Origin of the sequence: Priestia sp. TSO9 (genome assembly GCF_021029645.1) — a bacterium.
GTDB lineage: Bacteria > Bacillota > Bacilli > Bacillales > Bacillaceae_H > Priestia > Priestia megaterium_E.
In genome coordinates, this window is sequence record NZ_JAJEKD010000006.1 from 129,656 (window position 1) to 151,615 (window position 21,960).

Below are 21,960 nucleotides of genomic sequence, written 5' to 3' on the forward strand. Positions count from 1 at the left end.
CTGAAAAGTATGTACAGAGGTGGCAGAGGTCAAATGGACCCAATATTTTTAAAAGGGCTTACGGGAGAAGTGATAACGCCAAAAGACCCCATTTATGAGGAAGCTCGTCAGGAATGGAATCGCGCTATTGATAAATTTCCGCTTGTGATTGTGTACTGTGAAAAAAAGCAGGATGTTGTGAATGCGATCCGCTGGGCGCGCAAGCATCGTATTGAGATTCGCATTCGATCTGGCGGTCATCATTATGAAGGATATTCTACGGGTGACTGTGTATTAGTCATTGATATTAGTCGATTAAATGGGTTGAAATTAGACAAAAAACGGAACATTTTAAAGATGGAAGCAGGAGCGAAAAATACGGAAGTGTATGATTTCATCGGTTCGAACGGATATGTTTTTCCAGGAGGAACCTGTCCGACTGTTGGCGTGTCTGGCTTTACGCTCGGAGGAGGTTGGGGACTTTCGAGCAGACTTTACGGGTTAGGATGCGACAGCTTGATAGAGCTAGAGTTAGTCAATTATGAAGGAAAGCTCATTAAAGCAAATAAATCGTGTAACGCTGATCTTTTTTGGGCATGCCGCGGTGCCGGTGGCGGTAACTTTGGCGTTGTAGTAAGCATGACGTTTCAGCTTCCAAAGCCAACGAACAGCTCGGTGACGCTCGTTCGATTCTTTTATGTAGGTACTACGAGAGAAAAGCAGGCGCAAGTGATGAATATATGGCAAAACTGGCTTCCCGAACTGGACAAACGTATGACGCTAGTTGCAAGCTTTTATAATGCTGAAGGAGAAGGGGTAGGCATATTTGCAAACGGCTTTTTTTACGGCTCCCCAGAAAGAGCTCGTAAGGTTTTGCAGCCTTTTGCAGAAGTAGAAGGGTTTCGAGTCGAATTAGAGTCATTATCTTTTCTTGAAGCGGTAAAAAAAATAGAGGCAACCTATCCTCCGTCTGAAAAATTTAAGTCAACGGGAAGATTTGTGCAAAGAACATATTCACGTGGTGAGCTTGAAAATCTTACAGATCTCATACAGCGTCCAGCAGAAGGTTCCGTTTATGCGGCGATTTCTTTTTATGCACTAGGAGGAGAAATCCGCAGTGTTGGTAAAAGAGAGACAGCCTTTTTCTACAGAAATGCTAGATATATTATGGGGTTTCAGTCTGTATGGACAGACGATGCATATGCAAGAGTCAACAGAGAGTGGCTTTATAAGCGATTTCAAGATATTAAAAGTATAACGGTAGGTTCCTACGTGAACTTTCCTATCAGCAACCTTAGAAACTACGAGCGTGAGTATTTTGGAGACAACGCAGAGAGATTAGAGAAAGTGAATAAGAAGTACGATCCGTTTAATGTGTTCAGGTTTCCTCAGGGACTAAGATAGCGTGCGGAAAAGGATACTAAGTTGACAATTGAACCTGTGCAATCATCTTTTTTCAAAGAAGGTAAATAAATGAAAATAATCTTTCTTGTTGACAAAGCATTAAACTGGTATTAAAATAAACAACTATTCGACAGTCATTATCTTGATCGGAAAAATTTAATACGTAGAAAGCTATGATTGCTATGGATCACACTATAGCAGGAGCAGCTTCTGGAGAGATCGCGAGAGTTTCGCGACGCCGAAGGGTTCACAATCTCAGGCAAAAGGACAGAAGAGTACCGGATATTTATTTGGCGTGTTACTAATTGGTAACATGTATCTTAATATTTGTTATTCTTATGACCATGAGATTGGAGCGCATCCAATCTCTTTTTTTATTGGACTTTATTTGTAGTCCGCACGTTTGCATCAAAGGTTTTATTGTTAGGAGGAGTTAGAGTTGGAACAACGAGAATTAAAGAGGGATTTATCCAATCGTCATGTTCAGCTAATCGCGATTGGAGGAACCATTGGGACGGGCTTGTTTTTAGGTTCTGGTAAAGCCATACAGCTTGCGGGTCCCTCTATCATCTTTGCTTATTTAATTGTTGGTATTGCGCTTTTCTTTGTGATGAGAGCGTTAGGAGAACTACTGCTTTCTAAAGCAGGTTATCAATCACTAACAGATATTGCTGAAGAGTATCTTGGACCGTGGGCTTCATTTGTCACCGGATGGACGTACTGGTTTTGCTGGATCATGACAGCTATGGCTGATGTGATTGCAGTTGGCGTATATGTGAAATATTGGTTCAATATTCCTCAGTGGATTCCTGCACTTATTTGTGTAATCATTTTATTAGGGCTTAACTTATTAACCGTAAAATTATTTGGAGAATTAGAGTTTTGGTTTGCTTTAATAAAGGTTATTACGATTCTTGCGTTAATTATTATTGGCGTTATTTTGCTGGTAATGGGATTTAAAACAGACGCGGGATCCGTTACTGTTCAAAACCTTTGGAATCACGGAGGACTGTTTCCAAATGGAGTTTCAGGTTTCTTACTTTCATTCCAAATGGTTATATTCGCATACGTGGGGGTTGAGTTGGTAGGGGTATCGGCAGCAGAAACATCAAATCCCCAAAAAAATATTCCATCGGCCATTAATAAAATTCCGCTGCGAATCTTATTTTTCTATGTTGGAGCGCTTATCGTCCTCTTATTTATTAACCCGTGGATGGAATTAAATGCAGCAGAAAGCCCATTTGTTAAAACCTTTAGTTTAGTCGGAATTCCGCTTGCTGCTGGAATTATTAATTTTGTTGTATTAACTTCAGCCGCTTCTGCTTGTAATAGCGGGATGTTTTCAACAAGCCGTATCTTATATAATTTAAGTAAAAATGACCAAGGGCCATCCAAGTTTGCAAAACTGAATAAAAATCACGTACCAAGTAACGGATTATTTGTATCTACGCTGGTCATCTCAGCGGGAGCTCTTTTAAGCAAGCTTATACCAGACCAAGCTTTTGGCATCGTAACGACCATTAGCGCTATTTGTTTTATTTGGGTGTGGAGTATCATTCTTATTTGCCATCTAAGGTATAAAAAGACGCGTCCGCAGCTGCATGCAGCATCAGCATTCAAAGCACCGTTAACACCATTTATAAACTATGTTGTGTTAGCTTTGTTTGCGGTGATTCTTGTTATTATGCTGTTTTCTGACGCGACGCGCCCAGCCTTATTGTTGACGCCCGTTTGGTTTATTCTCTTATTTATTTTTTACTGGACTAGAAGGGGAAAATAAATGAATCTTTAAAGGCTAAAAAATCAGCAGGGAACAACCATAATTTTTTATAAAAAAATATAGTAAACTTCTGACCTCATCACTCCGTGATGAGGTCTTTTTAGTGGAGGATAAATAATTGATTTCTACTGCATGAATAAAATGCAGGAAGCAAAGTTTATAGAAGAAAACTAAAAAGTTGTTCTAACAGAAAACATAGGGAGAAAGCTCATAGTTTTCTGATAGGAATATAGAACAAATTGCTTTTCTTCTATGTCTAAAGATGGAATTCCGTCATTTATATGGAAAAGTCTTCATTTTGGAGTAAAATGAAGGTAGACTTCATTAGATTAAGGTGAACAAACATGAAATGGTTTAAATCTCATACGTTTTGGAAAATCTTCACGATTAACGTGCTTCTTATTTGTACCATATTAACGCTAATGTTTATTGTTTCAAGAGTGATGCTGCCTAATATTTCTCAAGATCAATATCGACAGGTAACTGATAAAACCGTCAAGAGAATGAAAGAGCAAATTAACGTCGTCATTAAAGATATTTGGAGCCTAGGCGACGAGGTACAGCAAGATCCTATTTTTTTATCGGATGATGAACAGGAAATAGACAAAGAATTGCAGAAAATAGTTAATATTTCACCGTATATCGATAGCGGAACCATTTTTAATGTAAAAGGGTATGTTGAGCATTATTACCCGAATGATTTAAAAAATATGAAACATGTGAACTTAAGTAAAAGAAAATATTTTCAAGAAGCGCTGCGAACCAAAAAAATATATTTAAGCGATGTCGTTTCAGCAGATACAAAGCACTACATTGTGGTGATGGCGATTCCTATTTTGGATGGGCAGCAAAGTGTAAAAAAAGTCGTAAATTTAGCGCTGCGAATTGAAGAAAATAAAAGTTTTCAATCCATCTTTCAAACGTTTGATATAGGAGAGAACGGCTATACATTTATTGTAGACCGCAATGGTAGAATTATTTCCCACCCAGAGAAACAGAGAATCGGTGAAAATGCCAAGAAAAATGAAATCGTTCAGAAAACGATGAATCATAAATCAGGATATCAGCGCGTTGTGAACACCGAAGGCAAGTATTTCTTTGCGTCTTTCGAATATATTCCTGTTTTGGATTGGGGAATTGTCGCTGAATTACCCGTTGAAGAAATTTACAGGCCCTATGAAATGTTTGAAAAAACGCTTTGGATCGTTTCAGGCGTTACGATTTTACTGCTTTCTTTTTTTACTGCGTTATATGCAAGGCAAATTGTGAATCCAATTCATAAACTATATGAATTGGCGGGACAAGTAGCGCGCGGGAATTTTCATCAAAAAATTCCGGAACGAGAAATTGAGCGGGGCGAAATCGGTATTTTATCTAAACAGTTTAATGAAATGATTAGCTATATACGCCATTCTAAAGCGAATTTACAGCAAAAAGAAAATCAGCTGCAGGAACAAAAAACGTTTTTAAGACAAGTTATTGACATTAATCCAAGCTATATTTATGCTATCAATCAAAAAAGGGAATTCATTCTCGTTAATGAATCTTTTGCGATGCTCTTAGGTGAAAAATCTGATGACTTAATTGGACAATCAATTGATAAATATCAGTTCAACCTTCAATCAGATCTTTTATATAAAGGGGCGTTTTCAAACTGTACCCAAAAAGGGATGGTATTAGAAGAACAGTTTAAAGATTCGAAAGGAAACCGGCGCTGGGTCGAAACAGCAAAACTTCCTATTATGAATGAAAAACAGGAAGTGATTCAAATGCTGTGCGTATCGACAGATATTACGGAGCGTAAAAGAGCAGAAGAGAAGCTTAGAACTTCTGAGAAGCTTGCCGTTGTAGGAGAACTTGCAGCTGGAGTTGCCCATGAGATCAAAAATCCTCTAACTTCTTTAAAAGGCTTTGTTCACTTATTAAAAGAACAAAATCCTAAAGATGCTTTGTATATAGATATCATGGAAACTGAATTAGAACGAATGAATGGAATCGTAGAAGAATTTTTGATGTTAGGAAAACCTCAGGTAATGAATGTTGAACCCTTGAATATGCAAGCGCTTGTTCAAGAAGTGTGCTCGCTTCTTGAACCTGAAGCAGTAGAAAAAAAGGTAGCTTTCATATTTGAAAGAGACGACCAGTTACCACAGGTATATGGAGATAAAAATCAGTTAAAACAAGTATTTATTAATATTATTAAAAACTCTATCGAAGCAATGCCTGAAGGAGGCGGTATTCATATTACGATTAAAGCAAAAGAAAACCACCTTTGGCTGCAGCTTGCTGATGAAGGGCAGGGTATTCCTCCTGAACGGTTAGCGAAGATAGGCGAGCCTTTTTATAGTACAAAAGAAAAAGGTACAGGTTTAGGACTGATGGTCAGCTATCGGATTATTAAAGCTCACCGTGCGCAGATGACATTTTCGAGTCGGTTAAATCAAGGAACAAGTGTGGATATATTGTTTCCAATCATAAAAAAGTAGGGGAAGCTCCCCTACTTTTTATTATTATACTTATAATATATCAAAAGCTTTCATGCTGCTAAAACAAACGAAAGTGCTAAAGAAGATATCCACAGGTTAACAAGAAGTTAACTGCTGAATTATATAGGATATTCACAACTTTATCCACACTATTCACATTTTTTCAGAAAATTTACATAAAAATTACCCGCTGTCATTTCAAGTTATGAAAGCGGTAATATACATATTCGATAAAGTTATGCACATTATCCACATAATTGTGGGTAAACTTTGTGGATATAGTAGAGTGTTAAAAAAACGTAAATCATACGCATAAAATCTTCGTGTTATTATTTTTACATAATATAAAAACGTCCTTCCGATACAAACTGTACAGAAAGGACGTTGGGATGATCAAGCGTTGGATAGAGATGTTTTGCCTCACTTATTTTTTCGTGTAGCCGCCTGCACGGTCTGCTTTTTTAAACTCGCGGCCGTAATAGATTTCTTGAGCGCTACTTAACGTATTTTTTGCGTTTTCTTTTCGTTTTTTTTCAGACATAAAAAACCCTCCAATTAACGTTTTTCGATCATGCTACTTATTTTTTCCAGAATCTCTCGTTTTTAATCATAAAAAAAACTCTCCGTTATACGGAGAGACTCTTACGCTTCTTTAAGCTGGTGATCTTCTTGAACGTCTTGTTCGTGACGCAAGTAGTATAATGTATACAAGTCTTTTGGAATTTCGTATAAATCATATACGTCTTCATGTTGATTAATTTCATCGTATAAAGCTTTATGTGTTTCATTTGCAAGTACTGCGTAAGGCAGTTTTTCTGCAGCCTTAATAGACCTGATATTGATTTTACGAATTCGCATAAAAATTCGTTCTATATTTAACTCAAAGAACAGTTCATTAAAGAACGCTTCTTTTGCAATTTGATTATATCCTTTTCCATGAAACGGTTTGCCAAGCCAAGTGCCTAAAAAACCAGCTTGGTCCTGTACATCAAATAAATTAATGGTGCCGATAGGGTTACCCCATTCGTCTAAAATCGTGCGAGAAATGATTTCTCCATGATCTTCTGCTTCCATCGTTTGTTTAGTCACAAATAAAAATTCTTCATAGGAATGGGCTTTATGACGAACAAAAGGGAAGACATCAGGATGTACCATGAGTTCGTATAGAGATTGACAGTCATTTAGGTCACGTTTTTTTAACATAACTTTTCCCTCCTGATCGAGGGTATATACAGACTCCAATCAAGTCCCCACCCTCGAAATTTTTTAATAATTAAAAAAATTTCGGGGTGGGAATCGAACCCACTAGAACCAGTTACCTGGTGGCGCACCATTTGCCTTCCCATTACAAGTCAACAAACATAAAAAGTCAACGTGTGATGTTTATGCTTTTGTGAAATTCACATGCTTCTAAACGTATCATACTAAAAAAAATTAAAAAAGAAAATAGGTAAAATGTTAATTTTTTTTAAATAATATTTTACCATCTATCATGGTGAAAATAGGCTTTGCAAGGTAGTGAAAGGGATGATGGCTCCATAGCACCAAATCAGCGTCTTTTCCTGCTTCGATACTGCCGATTCGATGATCAATACGGAGATTTCGAGCAGCAGTAATCGTGATGCCTTCTAATGCTTTTTGCTCTTCTAGGCCTTCACGTACGGCAATGGATGCACAAATATTTAAATACTGAATAGGCGTATAAGGATGGTCTGTTGTAATGGAAACTTCTACTCCTTCATTGCAAAGAGCTTGATAGGTTTTCCACGTTTTATTCTTAAGTTCAACCTTTGAGCGGCGTGTTAAAGTTGGACCTACGCTCACTTTTAAATTTCTTCCACCCAGCTCTTTAGCAATTAAATGGCCTTCTGTACAGTGCTCAATACGGACGTCTAAATTAAATTCATCTGCTAAGCGCAGAGCTGATAGAATATCATCGGCTCGGTGAGCATGAATTCGAACTGGAATTTCTCTATTCAGTGCTTGAGTGAGAGGTTTGATGCGTAAATCATCTTTGTTGTCACTGCTTTTTGCGTGATAAAAGGCTTCTCGCAGCATCCCCATAATACCCATTCGCGTAATCGATTCTTTATTGCCGTGGCTGTGAATTCGTTTTGGATTTTCTCCTAGCGCAATCTTAAGTCCAGCTGTCTCTTGAATTAACATTTGAGAAATGCTTGTTCCAGCTGTTTTAATAACGGACGTTGTACCTCCAATCACATTTGCACTTCCTGGCATAATGTGTACAGACGTAATACCCGCTTCAATGGCATCTTTAAACCCAGGATCTAAAGGATGTACGCTGTCAAAAGCTCGGATATGTGGAGTCATGGGTTCAATGGTTTCGTTAGCATCATTCCCGGCCCAGCCGGTTCCTTCATCATATAATCCTAGATGTGTATGAACATCAATAAATCCAGGGAATAAATAACGCTGTTTGCAGTCAATAACTTCTACTTGAAGAGGTGGCTGCAAGTTTGGCCCAATTAAAACAATTTTTCCATCTTGAATGAGCACATCACTATTATAAATAGGTTTTGACGTAATAGGATAGAGCGTTGCATTTTTCAAGAGAATGGTTTTCATAAAGTTACTCCTATCTATCGGCAGCTTAGTCACCTGTTTTAGGGAAATAACAGAAAATAACTAGAGTAAATCTCGCAATGCATCTTCTAATACAGTATATGTAAAAATGTAATTCTGTTGAATCAATTTTTCAGGTAAAACGCGCTGTCCTTTCAAAATAATCATACTCATTTCTCCCATCAGCAGCTGAAGGCCAAAGCTAGGTACGGGCATCCAGTGAGGGCGATTCAATACTTTTCCAATCGTCTTTCCAAACTCTTTCATTTGAACGGGATTGGGAGCAGTTACATTAACAGGTCCTTCTATTTGTTCGGTATGAATGCAATAATCAATAATTTTGACGACGTCTTGAAGATGCACCCAAGACATCCACTGCTCTCCCGAACCAACTGTCCCTCCTGCAAATAATTTATAAGGAAGGGCAGTAGAAGGGAGTGCCCCGCCATCTTTGCCTAATATAACGCCGAACCTTGTTAAAACAGTACGAATATTGAGTTCCATCGCTTTTAACGCTTCATTTTCCCATTTTTTTACCGTTTCAGCTAAAAAGTCTGTGCCGATGGATGGAGAAGCTTCTGTGAACGTTTCTGTAGTCGATGTCCCGTAATAACCAACCGCACTTGCATTTACATAAAGGGACGGTTTTTCGGGTAAGGCAGCCATAATACGAAGGATTTCTTGAGTAGAAGAAAGGCGACTTTCCACAATGGCTTTTTTGCGCTCGTCCGTCCAGCGGCCGCTGTTAAGTGAAACGCCAGCTAAATTGATAAAAACGTCTGCTCCTTCTACATGCTCTTCAGGTTGGCTGTTTTCTTGCATCCACTCTACATATTTAAGTTTCGGATCTCTTGCAGCTTTATCTGCATTGCGTGTTAAAATATATACATAATGTTTTTGTGTTAAAAAATGTTTTGTTAAAGCTTTACCTACGAATCCAGTTCCTCCAGCAATAACAATTTTCATACGAACTTCCTCCTTTGTTGAGATAAATAAAAATGTGTATGATACGTTTGGCGGTTCTTCAGCCATCAATTTAATAAGAAATATGAGGTGAAGGTGTATGCCTGTTGTCACAAAGATCACAACGCAAAAGAATAGCGGTGAACGTTATAATGTGTATTTAGATTACGGTAAAGGTGAAGAGTTTGGCTTTGGTGTTGACGAAAATGTCCTTATCAAATATGACTTGAAAAAAGGTCGTGAGCTTGATGAATTTGAATTAACGGAAATTCAGTACGCAGATGATGAGAAGAAAGCTTATAATTTAGCGATCACTTACTTATCTTATCGAATGCGCTCTGAAAAAGAGGTACATGATTATTTAAAGAAAAAAGAAATTAACTCTACTATTATTCAACAAGTTATTCAGAAATTAGTCAGCCAACGTTATTTAAATGATGAAGAGTTTGCCAAAGCATTTGTGTTAACTCAGATGAACACGACATCAAAAGGACCAAATGTGATTCAAAGAGAATTAAAAGAGAAGGGAATTTCTGATTCCATTATTACCCTTAGTTTATGTGAATACCCCGAAGAACAGCAAATTCAAACTGCTGTGAAGTTAATTGAAAAGTTAAAAGGAAAATATAAAAAATTATCTCAGGTAATGATGAAACAAAAAATGGAACAAGCATTGGCAGTGAAGGGCTATTCATTTTCTATTATTCAAGAAGCATTTCAGCGCACGAATACAGAAAAAGAAAGCGATGAGGCATGGGAAGCTCTGCAATACCAAGGAATGAAAGCGCATCGTCGTTTTTCAAAGTATGAAGGCTGGGAATATCAGCAAAAAATGAAGCAAGCTCTTTATAGAAAAGGATTCTCTATTGACCAAATTCAATCATTTCTAGATTCTATTGAAGAGGAATAAAGGCGGGACAAAAGTATGTTAGTTGAAGGGAAATCCGAACGATGAATCGAGATTCTTGATGGAGAATCCAACTCGTTCGGATTTTTTTATTGTGATGGCAAACGTAAACTTCATGTGTTTATCTTTAGATTAGATTGATGCAGTTATGTTTCACTCTTTTTAAAACAAAATATCTTCTGAGTCATTCTGCTGTTTATAAATAATCTCAGCAATTTCTGAAGCCGAGCGCAATCGGCTTTTATCTTTAATGTGGTTGTTGTGATCCCAAAAAGGGGTATTCATGCCTCCCATGTAAGCTGCAATCACATGAAGGCTGGTATCTTGGTATTCCACTTTTAAACTTTCTGTAAATCCCCTTACGCCAAATTTACTGGCCACATAGACGCTTTCATTAGCTTTCCCGCGAAGTCCTGCACTTGAAATGATATTCATAACTTTAGGCTCAGGTCTCGTCAAGAGATGAGGAATAAGCGCTTGTGTTAAAAAAATAGTTCCTTTTACATTTGTATCGATGACTTCATCGATGGCTTGTTTTGTATAATCGGTCAAAGGACCAAAATGTCCAATGCCTGCATTGTTGATAAGGATATCTACTGAATGCTGCATCAGCAGTTTTTCTACAGATTTTCCTACTTCTTCATACTTTGTAATATCTACAGACATCGTATATACGTTGTCTCCTAGCTCATGCTGCGCCTCTTTTAATTTATGGTGATTGCGTCCAGCTAGAATGACGTTGTAGTCTTTTGCGTAAAGTTTAGCGAGTTCTCTTCCAAGACCGGTCGCACCGCCCGTGATTAGCACTGTTTTCATTCCCAAAACTCCCTTTTCATAGTCTCCCTTTAGTTATACCTTTTGTTATAATAAAATGAAAGCAAACAAGGGGGAAAACAGCATGTCTGAAAAACGTTACAGTGATATGACGACGTATGAACTTCAACAAGAAATTGGGTCTCTTCAAGAAAAAGCACGAAAAGCTGAACAGCTTGGCATGGTCAATGAGTATGCAGTATTAGAAAGAAAAGTAACGATGGCTAGGTCATATTTATTGGATCCCGAAACGTTTAAAGCAGGGGAAGTATATGAAATTCAAGGAGATCCGGGTTCATATTTTAAAATTGATTATATGAACGGAGTTTTTGCGTGGGGATTTAGGCTTGGCTCACCGCAAAACGAAGAGGCACTGCCTATTTCTATGTTGAAAAAATAAAGGGATGAACAAGCAGCACGAAGTGTGGTGTGCTGCTTGTTTGATTTCTATATTTACTCTATTTTTAAATGTAAAGCACGCGGTTATTCTTCGCGCTCATTAGAAGCATGCATACGTTCTTGAGGATGCGTGTTAATAGTTCCATTTGCACGTTTTGAAGCGTACTCAGCTTTTGCTCGAGGTTCGCCTTCAAGCTTAGTATGATGTTGGTTTGTAAAATCTTTTGCTTTATTGCGCATCGATACCTCTCCTTTTACAACAGAAAGCGTTGCGGTTATGATATAGTACATGAGGGAGTGAATAACTCCGCATTTATAGTGTAAGTTAAAAGTGCAAACATACTCATAAAGAATTTTGGTAATCGAGGTGTTCTTATGAACGATATATTTGAAAGATTAACGAATCAGCTCTTAAATAAAAACAGTTCGCTCTCATATGCTCAAGCACGCACGTGGGTCGAGCTTTTCTGGGAAGATTTTGAGTCATCTTACGCAAAAGCCGGGTATGATTATAAAGGGAAAGAAGCGACGGAAAAGGTTGTTACGATGTATATTAACAGCTACGGAGACAAACTTCATGAAATCGCGGTTAAAAACCCTAAATATCAGCATTTATTGAATAACGATGACTATTTAAAACATTAAATAAAAACGAACCGTCTTGAGCAGACGGTTCGTTTTTGGGTTTCATATTTGTTCTTGTTATGATTAGTGCGGGAGATAATCAAGCTTTTTACGCAATTTTTTCTCACTGAAAATCCAACCTGTGTACGAACAAATGATATTTAAATCATAATCAAGCTGGACCACGGCTACAAATGGATAGTAGTCCTTGCTGCGGTAGCGTAAATCAATAAAGCGCACTTCAATGTGGTCGTTATATTCATCCAGTTCCCATCTATAAATAGGTGAAAATGAAAGAAAAGCAGATAAATTTTCATCTTTTTTCGCTACTTCAATTACGGCTGATTCGGGAATTGGAACTTTATCAAACGTATCATAAATAAAAATTTCTTCTCCGATTGCTCTTCCTACATGAAAATACTTTTCGGTCGTCACAGCTAAGTGCCAGTGAGTGAAACGCATTGTAGGAGAGATATTGAGCTTGATAACATCAGGAAACTGTTTTCGAAGCTTCTTGGCAATTTGGTGGCGCATATAAAAGCGCAGTCCATAGTAAAACGCCAATAACACATACAGCGTAATAAATGTTGGTCCTGGCTCTGCTCCAATAAACCAGATTAAAATCGCGAGTACGTGAGCTGAGAAAATCACGTAATCAAACGTGTTGATTACGCCAAGCGCAATCCATTTATTTGTGAAAGGCCGTAAAGCTTGCGTGCCATAAGCGTTAAAGATATCAACAAAAACGTGAATAATGACGCCTGCAAAGGTCCACATCCAGAGATGCAGCAAGTTAGCTCCTGGCAGCAGAAGCGAAAGAATGAGCACGATAAGCAAAGGCCATAAAATAACAGCCGGGATAGAATGTGTAATTCCACGGTGATTGCGGATATACTGTGCATTGTTTCGCAACTTTAAAACAGTATCTAAATCAGGTGCTAATGACCCGGCCATTACGCCAATCATTACAGCATCCATTGTGGCTGTATTCGCAGATACAGTGGGGTCTAATGTTGCAAGGCCGCCTAAAGCGATTCCCATTGCAATGTGTGTACCAGTATCCAGAGCGAACTCCTCCTTTGTAAAATGACAATCTTAGAGTATCCTAATTCAGCATGGAAGCTTAATTTAGGGCGAAAAATCTCGCTTTATTACTAACGCAGCAAATTAGCTGTTTTTATTCATTATTTGAACAATTCATTTTACTATTCATATTTGTAGTTGTTATAAGGTTATCATAAAGTTACTAAGATTCAAAAAGCAACACATTGTATATGTATAGTTAATACCTCGGAGGCTATGACGTGAAACAAAGTAAAGATATTGTACAAAATTTCGATATTCGAGCATTTCAAGATGACTTAATCTCTTGGTTTGAGGAGGAACAGCGCATTTTACCTTGGCGTCAAGATCAGGACCCTTATAAAGTGTGGGTATCTGAAATTATGCTTCAACAAACGAGAGTAGATACGGTCATTCCGTATTTTAATAATTTTATTAGCAAATTTCCCACTATCAAAGATTTAGCTTATGCGAATGAAGATGATGTGTTAAAAGCGTGGGAAGGATTAGGCTATTATTCCCGTGCCCGTAATTTACAAACCGCCGTTCGAGAAGTTCACGAACAATACGGGGGAGAAGTTCCAAATACGCCAGCAGAAATCTCTAAACTAAAAGGAGTAGGCCCTTATACAACAGGAGCCATTTTAAGTATTGCATACGGAGTGCCGCAGCCTGCTGTAGATGGAAATGTCATGCGTGTGCTATCGCGCATTTTATCTGTTTGGGATGATATTGCAAAACCGAAAACAAGAAAGCTGTTTGAAGATATTGTGCATGAAATTATTTCGAAAGATAATCCTTCCTATTTCAATCAGGGCATGATGGAACTTGGTGCCATTGTCTGTACACCAACTTCTCCTTCCTGTTTGTTATGTCCAGTTCGCGAACACTGCCGCGCGTTTGAAGAAGGAGTGCAGAATGAGCTTCCTGTTAAATCAAAGAAAAAAGCGCCGCGTGCTCTTCAGCTTGCTGCAGCGGTGATTAGAGACGAGGACGGAAATTATCTGATTCATAAACGTCCAAGCAAAGGACTTTTAGCTAACCTATGGGAATTTCCAAATATAGAAGTAGATCTTAGTATAGCGCCAGATCATCAGCAGCTTCAGGCATTTATTCAAAATGAGTACGGAGCCGATATTAAAATTCATGCGCCGTTTACCACAATTCAGCACGTATTTTCTCACATCGTCTGGAACATCACAGTATATGAAGCAGAGCTTGCAAGTGATATCAGTGCATTAAAAAATTTGAAAGTGGTTTCTGAAAAAGATTTAGAACAATATGCATTTCCTGTTTCCCATCAAAAAATCTTAAAAGAATATTTACTTGTTAAATAAAAGAAGCGTGGATAAACTCCGCGCTTCTTTTATTTAATCATATGATACATGCGTGCCGTGTGTGTAATCTGCTTCGTGGCGCTGTAACCCGCCCCGTGCTTCAATTTCTTTAATAATTTGCTGATGAATACTTTGTCCTTCAGCATTTAAATACGGCGTCATTTGCTGTAAAGAGTGATGGAAAAACGCAAGCTCGCTGTCTTTCCACTCGCTTTTAGAAATCATTGAAAGAGCCGTCATGTCTCTACCTACATACATTCTATTCACCTCGTTCATTTCATCAAGTTTTATCTATTTTCCCTATATTACTTGTTTCTTATGCGATAAAATCAGTACAATGTAAAGATAATACGATACATAAGGGAGATGACATCATGTCACAAAAGGTAGCACTAGTTACGGGAAGCAGCAGAGGTATTGGTAAAGAAATTGCCTTACGTCTGGCTAAAGAAGGATACGATATTGTATTAAACTATGCACGAAGCAAAAGTGCAGCGCAGGAAGTAGCAGAAGAAATCAAAGCATTAGGCAGAGAAGCATTAGTTGTTAAAGCAAACGTAGGAAAAGTAGAAAAAATTAAAGAAATGTTTGAGCAAATTGATGAAGTATTCGGTCGCTTAGACGTATTTGTAAGTAATGCAGCGTCAGGAGTCTTACGTCCTATTATGGAATTGGAAGAAACTCACTGGAACTGGACAATGGATATTAACAGCAAAGGATATTTATTCTGTGCACAAGAAGCGGCTAAACGTATGGAAAAAGTAGGCGGAGGAAAGATTGTTACCATCAGTTCGCTTGGTTCTATTCGCTATTTAGAAAATTATACAACAGTAGGCGTGTCAAAAGCTGCTGTAGAAGCGTTGACCCGCTATTTAGCAGTGGAGCTGGCTCCAAAGAATATTGTGGTAAATGCTGTATCTGGAGGAGCTGTTGATACAGAAGCATTAAAGCATTTCCCAAATCGCGATGAGCTTCTAGATGATGCACGCAAGCATACTCCAGCTGGTCGTATGGTGGAGCCAAAAGACATGGTGGATGCAGTTATGTTCTTAGTGTCCGATCAAGCAAATATGATTTGCGGTCAAACGCTTATTATTGACGGAGGGCGTTCACTTTTAATGTAAGGTAAATGTGTTTTGTGCTTGTGCCTTAAAATACTGAAAAAAGTTTGCATATCCTATTTACCTCCCGGGCATATTAATTTTCGTGGAGGTGATTACAATGGCAAAACAAACAAACAAAACAGCATCTGGTACAAGCACACAACACGTGAAACAACAAAATGCTCAGGCATCTAAAAACAACTTCGGTACTGAATTTGGTAGCGAAACAAATGTACAAGAAGTGAAACAACAAAATGCTCAAGCAGCGGCAAACAAAAGCCAAAATGCTCAAGCATCTAAAAACAACTTCGGTACTGAATTTGCTAGCGAAACAAGTGCTCAAGAAGTGAGACAACAAAACGCACAAGCTGAAGCAAAGAAAAACCAAAACTCTGGTAAATACCAAGGTTAATATCAAAAGCGAACTTAACGTCTTTCATACGGCGATGTTAAGTTCGCTTTTTCTTATATAAAAAGCAACAAAGTATGACAAAACTTCTTGAAACTTTACACAACTCGTCAAAGGAATCTGGATCACCTAAACAGAATGTTAACAGAAGTGCCGCGTGTATGGTTAAAGCAAATAGAGAGGAGCTATCGTATGAAAAAATTTGATCAGCTAGTGACTCAACAATTGGAGACCATGGATCAACTTCTGTTTTTGCAGTCTGAGATTGAGCGCTGTCAGGAAATCGAAGGTGAACTAATAAAACTTCATGAAGAAGCAAAACTTCATTCTGTGCAAGATGAAATTAGTGAAATGAAGCTAAAATTAAAAGAGATTCAATTGACGTTTGAAGCACAAACCGAAGACATTATTCGTACATATAAAAGTGAAGGGGCTTGCTCTACACTTGCTTAATGAACATTGATGTGTCACTTCCTCTCTTTTTTAAGGCTGCCAAGCAAAGGAAAAGTAGGGGGAGTGGCTTTTTTGAACTCAAGAAGGTTAGCACATTTGTGTTAAAATGAGAGAGAAACCGTTATAATAAACATAAGACAAATGGAGACGTTATATGAATTTTTTTTAAGTGCTAAAATGAAAGTAGGTATTGGAGATGGGAATTCCGGTGGAAGGAGAAACAATTCAAATACACAGCTACAAGCATAATGGACATATTCATCGCGTGTGGGATCGGACAACCGTATTAAAAGCAACCAATAACTTAGTGATTGGAGGAAATGATCGTACGGTCGTTACAGAATCAGATGGACGAACATGGGTTACAAGAGAGCCTGCAATTTGTTATTTTCATGCTCAGCAGTGGTTTAATGTCATTGGGATGATCCGTGAAGATGGAATTTATTATTACTGCAATATCAGTTCGCCGTTCATTTATGATGACAATGAAGCGCTCAAATATATTGATTATGATTTAGATATCAAAGTCTATCCAGATATGACATACACCCTTCTTGATGAAGATGAATATGAGAAGCATCGAAAAGAAATGAATTATCCAGAAGTGATTGACCGTATTTTACATAATCACGTCGAGGAGTTAAAAGGTTGGATTCGACAGCGAAAAGGCCCGTTTGCTCCAGATTTCATTGACATTTGGTATGAGCGTTTTTTAACATATCGGCATTCTTGATGAATGATCTAGAGAACATTATGTTAGGCCGTCTAAAGCTGACTGTTTGATATAATGTTCTTTTTGGCGTTATGCTCACCATCTTTTAGAAGAGATAAAAGCACTAAAAAATCGACGCGTGTACATATACTAAGAAAGCTTGCCCTCATAGATAGAAAGGGGAGATTTTATGGGAAGTATAAGACGCTACATGAAGTTTGTACAGCCATACAAATGGCAAATTGTCGGCACTGTATTAATTGGTATTATTAAATTTGCTATTCCTTTATTAATTCCGCTGCTTTTGAAATATGTTTTGGACGATATCGTAAATGGCCATGGCATGTCTTCCTCTGAAAAAGTTCATAAAATGGTGACGATTATGGGGATTTCGTTTGTTATATTTTTAGTGTTAAGACCCCCTATTGAATATTACAGGCAGTATTATGCTCAGTGGGTATCGAGTAAAGTACTATATGATATACGGGATCAGCTGTTTAGCCACATTCAAAAGCTTAGCTTACGTTATTATGCAAATACGCGAGCGGGTGAAGTGATTTCACGAGTCATTAATGATGTAGAGCAAACAAAAAACTTTGTTATCACAGGCTTAATGAATGTATGGCTTGATATGATGACGATTGTAATAGCCATTGTGATTATGTTTACGATGAATGTACCTTTAACGCTGGTATCGATTATTTTGCTGCCGGTTTATGCGTTCTCTGTAAAATATTTTTACAGTCGTCTTCGCCATTTAACAAGAGTCCGTTCGCAGGCTTTAGCGGAAGTGCAGGGTCACTTGCATGAAAGGGTTCAAGGGATCTCTGTTATTCGCAGCTTTGCTATTGAGCCTCATGAGCAGAAACAATTTGATAAGCAAAATTCAAATTTTCTACAAAAAGCAATTAATCATACGAATTGGAATGCAAAAACATTTGCAGTAGTCAATACCATTACCGATTTGGCACCTTTAATCGTGATTACATTTGCCGGATATCAAGTCATCACAGAAAGTCTTAGCGTAGGAACGATGGTAGCATTTGTGGCCTATATTGACCGCTTGTATAATCCGCTTCGCCGCTTGGTCAATTCATCGACTACGCTCACGCAGTCTGTTGCATCTATGGACCGGGTGTTTGAGTTCATTGATGAAGAATACGATATTACAGACAAGAAAGATGCAAAAGAATGTACTGAGCTTCATGGAAAGGTGCAGTTTGAGCACGTTTCATTTGCTTATGAAGAAGAAGAAAAACCTGTGATTCATGATATTAATTTAGATGTAGAAAAAGGAAAATCCGTTGCGTTTGTTGGAATGAGCGGAGGAGGGAAATCCACGCTTATCAGCTTAATTCCGCGCTTTTATGATGTGACAGAGGGTAAAATTCTCATTGATGACATTGATATCAAAACCTATAAGGTACGCAGCCTGCGAGATAAGATTGGAATCGTCCTGCAGGATACGGTATTGTTTAGTGACACGGTTAAAAACAATATACTGCTTGGAAAGCCAGGAGCGACAGATGAAGAAGTAATTGCTGCGGCAAAAGCCGCAAATGCCCACGATTTTATTATGAATTTGCCCGAAGGATATGATACAAAAGTGGGAGAGCGGGGAATGAAGCTATCAGGGGGACAGAAGCAGCGTATTTCTATTTCGCGCGTATTTTTGAAAAATCCAGCTATTCTTATTTTTGATGAAGCCACTTCAGCTCTAGACTTGGAAAGTGAGCACTATATTCAAGAAGCATTAGCTGAACTAGCAAAAGACCGTACGACTTTCATTGTAGCCCATCGTTTATCTACAATTACTCATGTTGATGAAATTGTACTTTTAGAAAATGGAAGAGTAGTCGAACGAGGTTCTCATGAGGAGTTAATTAAGAAAAAAGGTCATTACTATCAGCTCTTTAACGTTCAGCAGCTTGATACAATTTAAAAACACCACCTATTGTTAGACAATAGGTGGTGTTTTTAATCTTCTTGTCGCTGATGATTAATATCAAATGAGTTAGCATCTTTGTGATAGTTTTGGAACGTATCAATCAGCTTATCAAGATGCTCTAACTCTTCACTATACTCAATGATGACAGAAATTAAAGGGAAGATATGATAAATAACCTTATTCTCTTCATCATTATCGTATATTTTGTACTGCATAAATTTATCGATTAAAGCTCGTTTTCCAACGCAGGCTTCGTTTGGTACAGTAGTGGTTGGCTGTACGCGTAATTTCCCAATGAATTTTAATAATACTTGCTCATGATACATTAACAGGCACTCAACTTCAGATTTGATTAAATCTTGAAATTGCTGCGGCATGACTTGAAGATCATTTTCTACTCGGTGAAGTAGTTTCAAGGTTGTAAGAGCTCGTGTTGTTACGGTAATCATTTGACGAAATAAAACGAGCTTGCGTGACTTAACAAAACGTTTTTTGGTTGAATAAGTGCGTTCTTCTTTGTAAAAATCAAAGATTTGATTCATTTTAGCCACATTGTCTTTCATTTTTTCAATGTCTTCTTTTAACAATGTGTGCTCAGATGCGTGATAAAGATTCATGCGAATCCATTTAATAATTTCTTCCGTTGTGCTTACAATTTTATAATACAATCTTGTTTCATACTTTGGCGGAATAAAAATAAGATTGACAATAAATGCTGAGAATACCCCAAGTAACACTGTACCAAAGCGTATAAGTGCATATTCAACGAAATTATCTCCTGGATTTTCCATAATTGCAATTACTGTCACAAGCGCAAGCCCAATTGTATTATTAATACGTAATTTTAAGTTGACTGCGATGACAACAACAGCGGTAAAACCAATAATGATGGGATGGGTACCAAAAATAAGTCCAAAACAAACTGCAGAAGCAGCTCCAATCACATTCGCCTGTATTTGCTCCAATATTGTTAAATAAGATCTGTAAATAGACGGTTGAATTGCAAAAACTGCCGCAATTGCCGCAAATATTGGAGATGGTAAACTTAGAAATTCACCTAATAACAATGAAAGTGTAATGGCAATTCCCGTTTTTAAGATGCGGGCACCAAGTTTCATGTGCGTTCGTAGTTCCTTTCTGTAAAAAAGTTTTTTCGTTATGAAGAATGTTCCCCAAAACAAATGATAAATTGCAAAAATCAATCCTTCTTTATTACATAACCTGTTGGAAATAATATAAACAATAACATACTATACAAGGTTTAAGAATGGATATCAAGAGAAAACAAGCAGAAAAATAAGGGTATTTCTCGGGATTTTTCGACAGGTTGACAAAAAGGAGATGACGCGTAAGAAATGGTTATGAAAGGTGGAAATGTTCTATAAGGAAACCCAAAGGTAAAACGAAAAAGAGGTTGAGATATAACGAAGTAAATGCAATCTAAAGATGAATAAATAGGATACATGGGCTGAATCGCTTGTGACACAGCAGTTGATTTCTGCAGAAGTCTTCGACTTGCCCTCCAATCAGCTGCTAGAAAGACCTGCATACATGAAACCTACGTTTACCCTAACAAAAAAAACGAACCACTAATCAAACATCTTGATCAATGGTTCGTTTTCCACTTCGTCTAAAATCCTTTTATCTCAGCCTCTTTAGAATAAGAATTAGCGTTCTTCACTTAATTGTTTAAATGCTTTTTCGACTGCTTCTAATGTGTCGGTAATATCTTGTTCTGTATGAGCTGTAGTAAGGAACCATGCTTCATACTTCGAAGGAGCTAAGTTGACACCTTGGTGGAGCATTAGTTTAAAGAAGCGTGCAAATAATTCGCCGTCTGTATTTTCTGCTTGTTCATAGTTTTTGACCGTTTCTGTTGTAAAGTAGACAGTAAGAGCGCCTTTCAATCGATTGATAGTGATAGGCATGTTATATGTACGAGCATGTTTTAAAATACCTTCTTCGAGCATCGCCCCTAGCTTATCCAACTGTTCATAAACACCTTCTTGCTTTAGTACTTCCAGGCAAGCAATCCCAGAAAGAATAGAAGCTGGGTTTCCTGCCATTGTACCTGCTTGATAAGCGGGTCCAAGCGGTGCCACTTTTTCCATGATTTCTTTTTTACCGCCGTAGGCTCCGATCGGAAGACCGCCGCCGATGATTTTTCCAAATGCAGTAAGATCAGGTTTTACACCAAGTAAATCTTGAGCTCCGCCATACATAAAGCGAAACGCTGTAATAACTTCGTCGTAAATAACAAGTGCTCCAGCTTCGTGAGTTAATTCATTAACTTGTTCTAAAAAGCCAGGTTTCGGCTCAACAATTCCGAAGTTTCCAACGATTGGTTCTACTAAAACAGCCGCAATTTGATCGCCCCATTTTTCTAATGCTTCCTTGTAAGGCTCGATGTCGTTAAAAGGAACTGTGATGACTTCGTTAGCGATACTTTTTGGTACACCAGCAGAGTCAGGAGTGCCGAGTGTAGAAGGACCAGATCCAGCTGCTACTAACACAAGGTCAGAATGGCCGTGGTAGCAACCTGCAAATTTAATAATTTTATCGCGTCCAGTATAAGCGCGTGCTACACGAATCGTTGTCATAACGGCTTCTGTTCCAGAGTTGACGAAGCGCACTTTATCTAATGCGGGCATCGCTTCTTTGAGCATTTTAGCAAATGTGACTTCATGAGCAGTTGGAGTACCGTAAAGAACACCCGTTTCAGCTGCTTTTGTAATAGCTTTCGTGATATGAGGATGAGCGTGTCCTGTAATAATAGGACCATAAGCTGCTAAATAGTCAATATATTTATTTCCATCAACGTCCCAGAAATAAGCTCCGCTTGCCTTCTCCATTGCAACAGGCGCTCCGCCTCCTACGGCTTTATATGAACGTGAAGGGCTGTTAACGCCGCCTACAATATGTTCGAGCGCTTCAGCGTGTAATTGTTCTGATTTTGTGAATTGCATAGTATGCCTCCTAATAAAAAGTTCAACTTCTT

General features: G+C 38.1%; 22 protein-coding genes and 1 riboswitch. Of the genes, 12 read left to right on the plus strand and 10 right to left on the minus strand.

Annotated elements, in window-relative coordinates; all coding sequences use genetic code 11:
- Positions 1–33 precede the first annotated feature (33 nt).
- The 3 genes from LJC66_RS01800 to LJC66_RS01810 all read left to right on the plus strand — a co-directional run bounded on the left by LJC66_RS01800 (position 34) and on the right by LJC66_RS01810 (position 5,649).
- Positions 34–1,383 (plus strand): FAD-binding oxidoreductase, encoded by a 1,350-nt coding sequence (locus LJC66_RS01800; RefSeq protein ID WP_230931710.1) that lies wholly within the window; start codon positions 34–36, stop codon positions 1,381–1,383.
- 200 nt (positions 1,384–1,583) lie between these two features.
- Positions 1,584–1,664: riboswitch (glycine riboswitch) on the plus strand.
- Positions 1,665–1,822: 158 nt separating this feature from the next.
- Positions 1,823–3,163, plus strand: a complete 1,341-nt coding sequence (locus LJC66_RS01805) for an amino acid permease (RefSeq protein WP_050688496.1) — start codon at positions 1,823–1,825, stop codon at positions 3,161–3,163.
- A gap of 344 nt (positions 3,164–3,507) precedes the next feature.
- Positions 3,508–5,649: a PAS domain-containing sensor histidine kinase gene (locus tag LJC66_RS01810; protein WP_230931711.1), complete on the plus strand. Its 2,142-nt coding sequence runs from the start codon at positions 3,508–3,510 to the stop codon at positions 5,647–5,649.
- A gap of 424 nt (positions 5,650–6,073) precedes the next feature.
- Here LJC66_RS01810 and LJC66_RS01815 read toward each other — a convergent pair whose 3' ends face one another.
- The 4 genes from LJC66_RS01815 to LJC66_RS01830 all read right to left on the minus strand — a co-directional run bounded on the left by LJC66_RS01815 (position 6,074) and on the right by LJC66_RS01830 (position 9,198).
- The gene (locus tag LJC66_RS01815) at positions 6,074–6,190 is read right to left on the minus strand and encodes a YfhE family protein (protein ID WP_013055148.1); all 117 of its coding nucleotides are present in this window, start codon (positions 6,188–6,190) and stop codon (positions 6,074–6,076) included.
- A gap of 101 nt (positions 6,191–6,291) precedes the next feature.
- On the minus strand, positions 6,292–6,852 hold the full coding sequence (locus LJC66_RS01820; RefSeq protein WP_013055149.1) for a GNAT family N-acetyltransferase: 561 nt from the start codon (positions 6,850–6,852) through the stop codon (positions 6,292–6,294).
- A 255-nt stretch (positions 6,853–7,107) separates the two neighbouring features.
- Positions 7,108–8,235 carry an amidohydrolase gene (locus tag LJC66_RS01825; protein ID WP_230931712.1) on the minus strand — a complete coding sequence of 376 codons (1,128 nt, stop codon included), beginning with the start codon at positions 8,233–8,235 and terminating at the stop codon, positions 7,108–7,110.
- Positions 8,236–8,295: 60 nt separating this feature from the next.
- Positions 8,296–9,198, minus strand: a complete 903-nt coding sequence (locus tag LJC66_RS01830) for a TIGR01777 family oxidoreductase (protein WP_050688500.1) — start codon at positions 9,196–9,198, stop codon at positions 8,296–8,298.
- A 97-nt stretch (positions 9,199–9,295) separates the two neighbouring features.
- Here LJC66_RS01830 and recX point away from each other — a divergent pair, with 97 nt between their 5' ends.
- A complete protein-coding gene (gene recX / locus LJC66_RS01835) occupies positions 9,296–10,105 on the plus strand; it encodes a recombination regulator RecX (protein ID WP_195695526.1) in 810 nt (269 codons plus the stop codon).
- A 159-nt stretch (positions 10,106–10,264) separates the two neighbouring features.
- On the opposite strand, the gene LJC66_RS01840 is transcribed toward recX, so the two are convergent.
- Positions 10,265–10,918 (minus strand): SDR family NAD(P)-dependent oxidoreductase, encoded by a 654-nt coding sequence (locus LJC66_RS01840; protein ID WP_230931713.1) that lies wholly within the window; start codon positions 10,916–10,918, stop codon positions 10,265–10,267.
- 82 nt (positions 10,919–11,000) lie between these two features.
- On the opposite strand from LJC66_RS01840, the gene LJC66_RS01845 reads away from it, so the two are divergent.
- Positions 11,001–11,315 (plus strand): YfhH family protein, encoded by a 315-nt coding sequence (locus LJC66_RS01845; protein WP_013055154.1) that lies wholly within the window; start codon positions 11,001–11,003, stop codon positions 11,313–11,315.
- An 83-nt stretch (positions 11,316–11,398) separates the two neighbouring features.
- On the opposite strand, the gene LJC66_RS01850 is transcribed toward LJC66_RS01845, so the two are convergent.
- Complete coding sequence (locus LJC66_RS01850) at positions 11,399–11,554, minus strand: small, acid-soluble spore protein K (RefSeq protein ID WP_016762865.1); 156 nt, start codon at positions 11,552–11,554, stop codon at positions 11,399–11,401.
- Between the two features lie 135 nt (positions 11,555–11,689).
- Here LJC66_RS01850 and LJC66_RS01855 point away from each other — a divergent pair, with 135 nt between their 5' ends.
- Entirely contained in the window at positions 11,690–11,959 is a 270-nt protein-coding gene (locus LJC66_RS01855; RefSeq protein ID WP_013055156.1) for a YfhJ family protein, read from the plus strand.
- A 63-nt stretch (positions 11,960–12,022) separates the two neighbouring features.
- On the opposite strand, the gene LJC66_RS01860 is transcribed toward LJC66_RS01855, so the two are convergent.
- Positions 12,023–13,003, minus strand: a complete 981-nt coding sequence (locus LJC66_RS01860; RefSeq protein WP_028410120.1) for a metal-dependent hydrolase — start codon at positions 13,001–13,003, stop codon at positions 12,023–12,025.
- A gap of 239 nt (positions 13,004–13,242) precedes the next feature.
- Between LJC66_RS01860 and mutY the strand changes: the two genes are divergently transcribed.
- A complete protein-coding gene (gene mutY / locus LJC66_RS01865; RefSeq protein WP_230931714.1) occupies positions 13,243–14,337 on the plus strand; it encodes an A/G-specific adenine glycosylase in 1,095 nt (364 codons plus the stop codon).
- 33 nt (positions 14,338–14,370) lie between these two features.
- On the opposite strand, the gene LJC66_RS01870 is transcribed toward mutY, so the two are convergent.
- Positions 14,371–14,595, minus strand: a complete 225-nt coding sequence (locus LJC66_RS01870; RefSeq protein ID WP_014461827.1) for a hypothetical protein — start codon at positions 14,593–14,595, stop codon at positions 14,371–14,373.
- Between the two features lie 116 nt (positions 14,596–14,711).
- On the opposite strand from LJC66_RS01870, the gene fabL reads away from it, so the two are divergent.
- The 5 genes from fabL to LJC66_RS01895 all read left to right on the plus strand — a co-directional run bounded on the left by fabL (position 14,712) and on the right by LJC66_RS01895 (position 18,956).
- Complete coding sequence (fabL, locus tag LJC66_RS01875) at positions 14,712–15,461, plus strand: enoyl-[acyl-carrier-protein] reductase FabL (protein ID WP_013055160.1); 750 nt, start codon at positions 14,712–14,714, stop codon at positions 15,459–15,461.
- A 97-nt stretch (positions 15,462–15,558) separates the two neighbouring features.
- A complete protein-coding gene (locus LJC66_RS01880; RefSeq protein WP_013081547.1) occupies positions 15,559–15,852 on the plus strand; it encodes a gamma-type small acid-soluble spore protein in 294 nt (97 codons plus the stop codon).
- A 189-nt stretch (positions 15,853–16,041) separates the two neighbouring features.
- Complete coding sequence (locus LJC66_RS01885; RefSeq protein WP_013081548.1) at positions 16,042–16,302, plus strand: YgaB family protein; 261 nt, start codon at positions 16,042–16,044, stop codon at positions 16,300–16,302.
- A gap of 196 nt (positions 16,303–16,498) precedes the next feature.
- Positions 16,499–17,035 carry a nucleoside tri-diphosphate phosphatase gene (gene ntdP, locus LJC66_RS01890; RefSeq protein WP_013055163.1) on the plus strand — a complete coding sequence of 179 codons (537 nt, stop codon included), beginning with the start codon at positions 16,499–16,501 and terminating at the stop codon, positions 17,033–17,035.
- Positions 17,036–17,204: 169 nt separating this feature from the next.
- Positions 17,205–18,956: an ABC transporter ATP-binding protein gene (locus tag LJC66_RS01895; RefSeq protein ID WP_013081549.1), complete on the plus strand. Its 1,752-nt coding sequence runs from the start codon at positions 17,205–17,207 to the stop codon at positions 18,954–18,956.
- 35 nt (positions 18,957–18,991) lie between these two features.
- Here the strand turns inward: LJC66_RS01895 and LJC66_RS01900 are convergent, their stop codons facing one another.
- Both LJC66_RS01900 and LJC66_RS01905 read right to left on the minus strand, forming a co-directional pair.
- Complete coding sequence (locus LJC66_RS01900; protein ID WP_013081550.1) at positions 18,992–20,080, minus strand: FUSC family protein; 1,089 nt, start codon at positions 20,078–20,080, stop codon at positions 18,992–18,994.
- 549 nt (positions 20,081–20,629) lie between these two features.
- Positions 20,630–21,928 (minus strand): glutamate-1-semialdehyde 2,1-aminomutase, encoded by a 1,299-nt coding sequence (locus LJC66_RS01905; protein ID WP_230931715.1) that lies wholly within the window; start codon positions 21,926–21,928, stop codon positions 20,630–20,632.
- Positions 21,929–21,960: the final 32 nt, after the last annotated feature.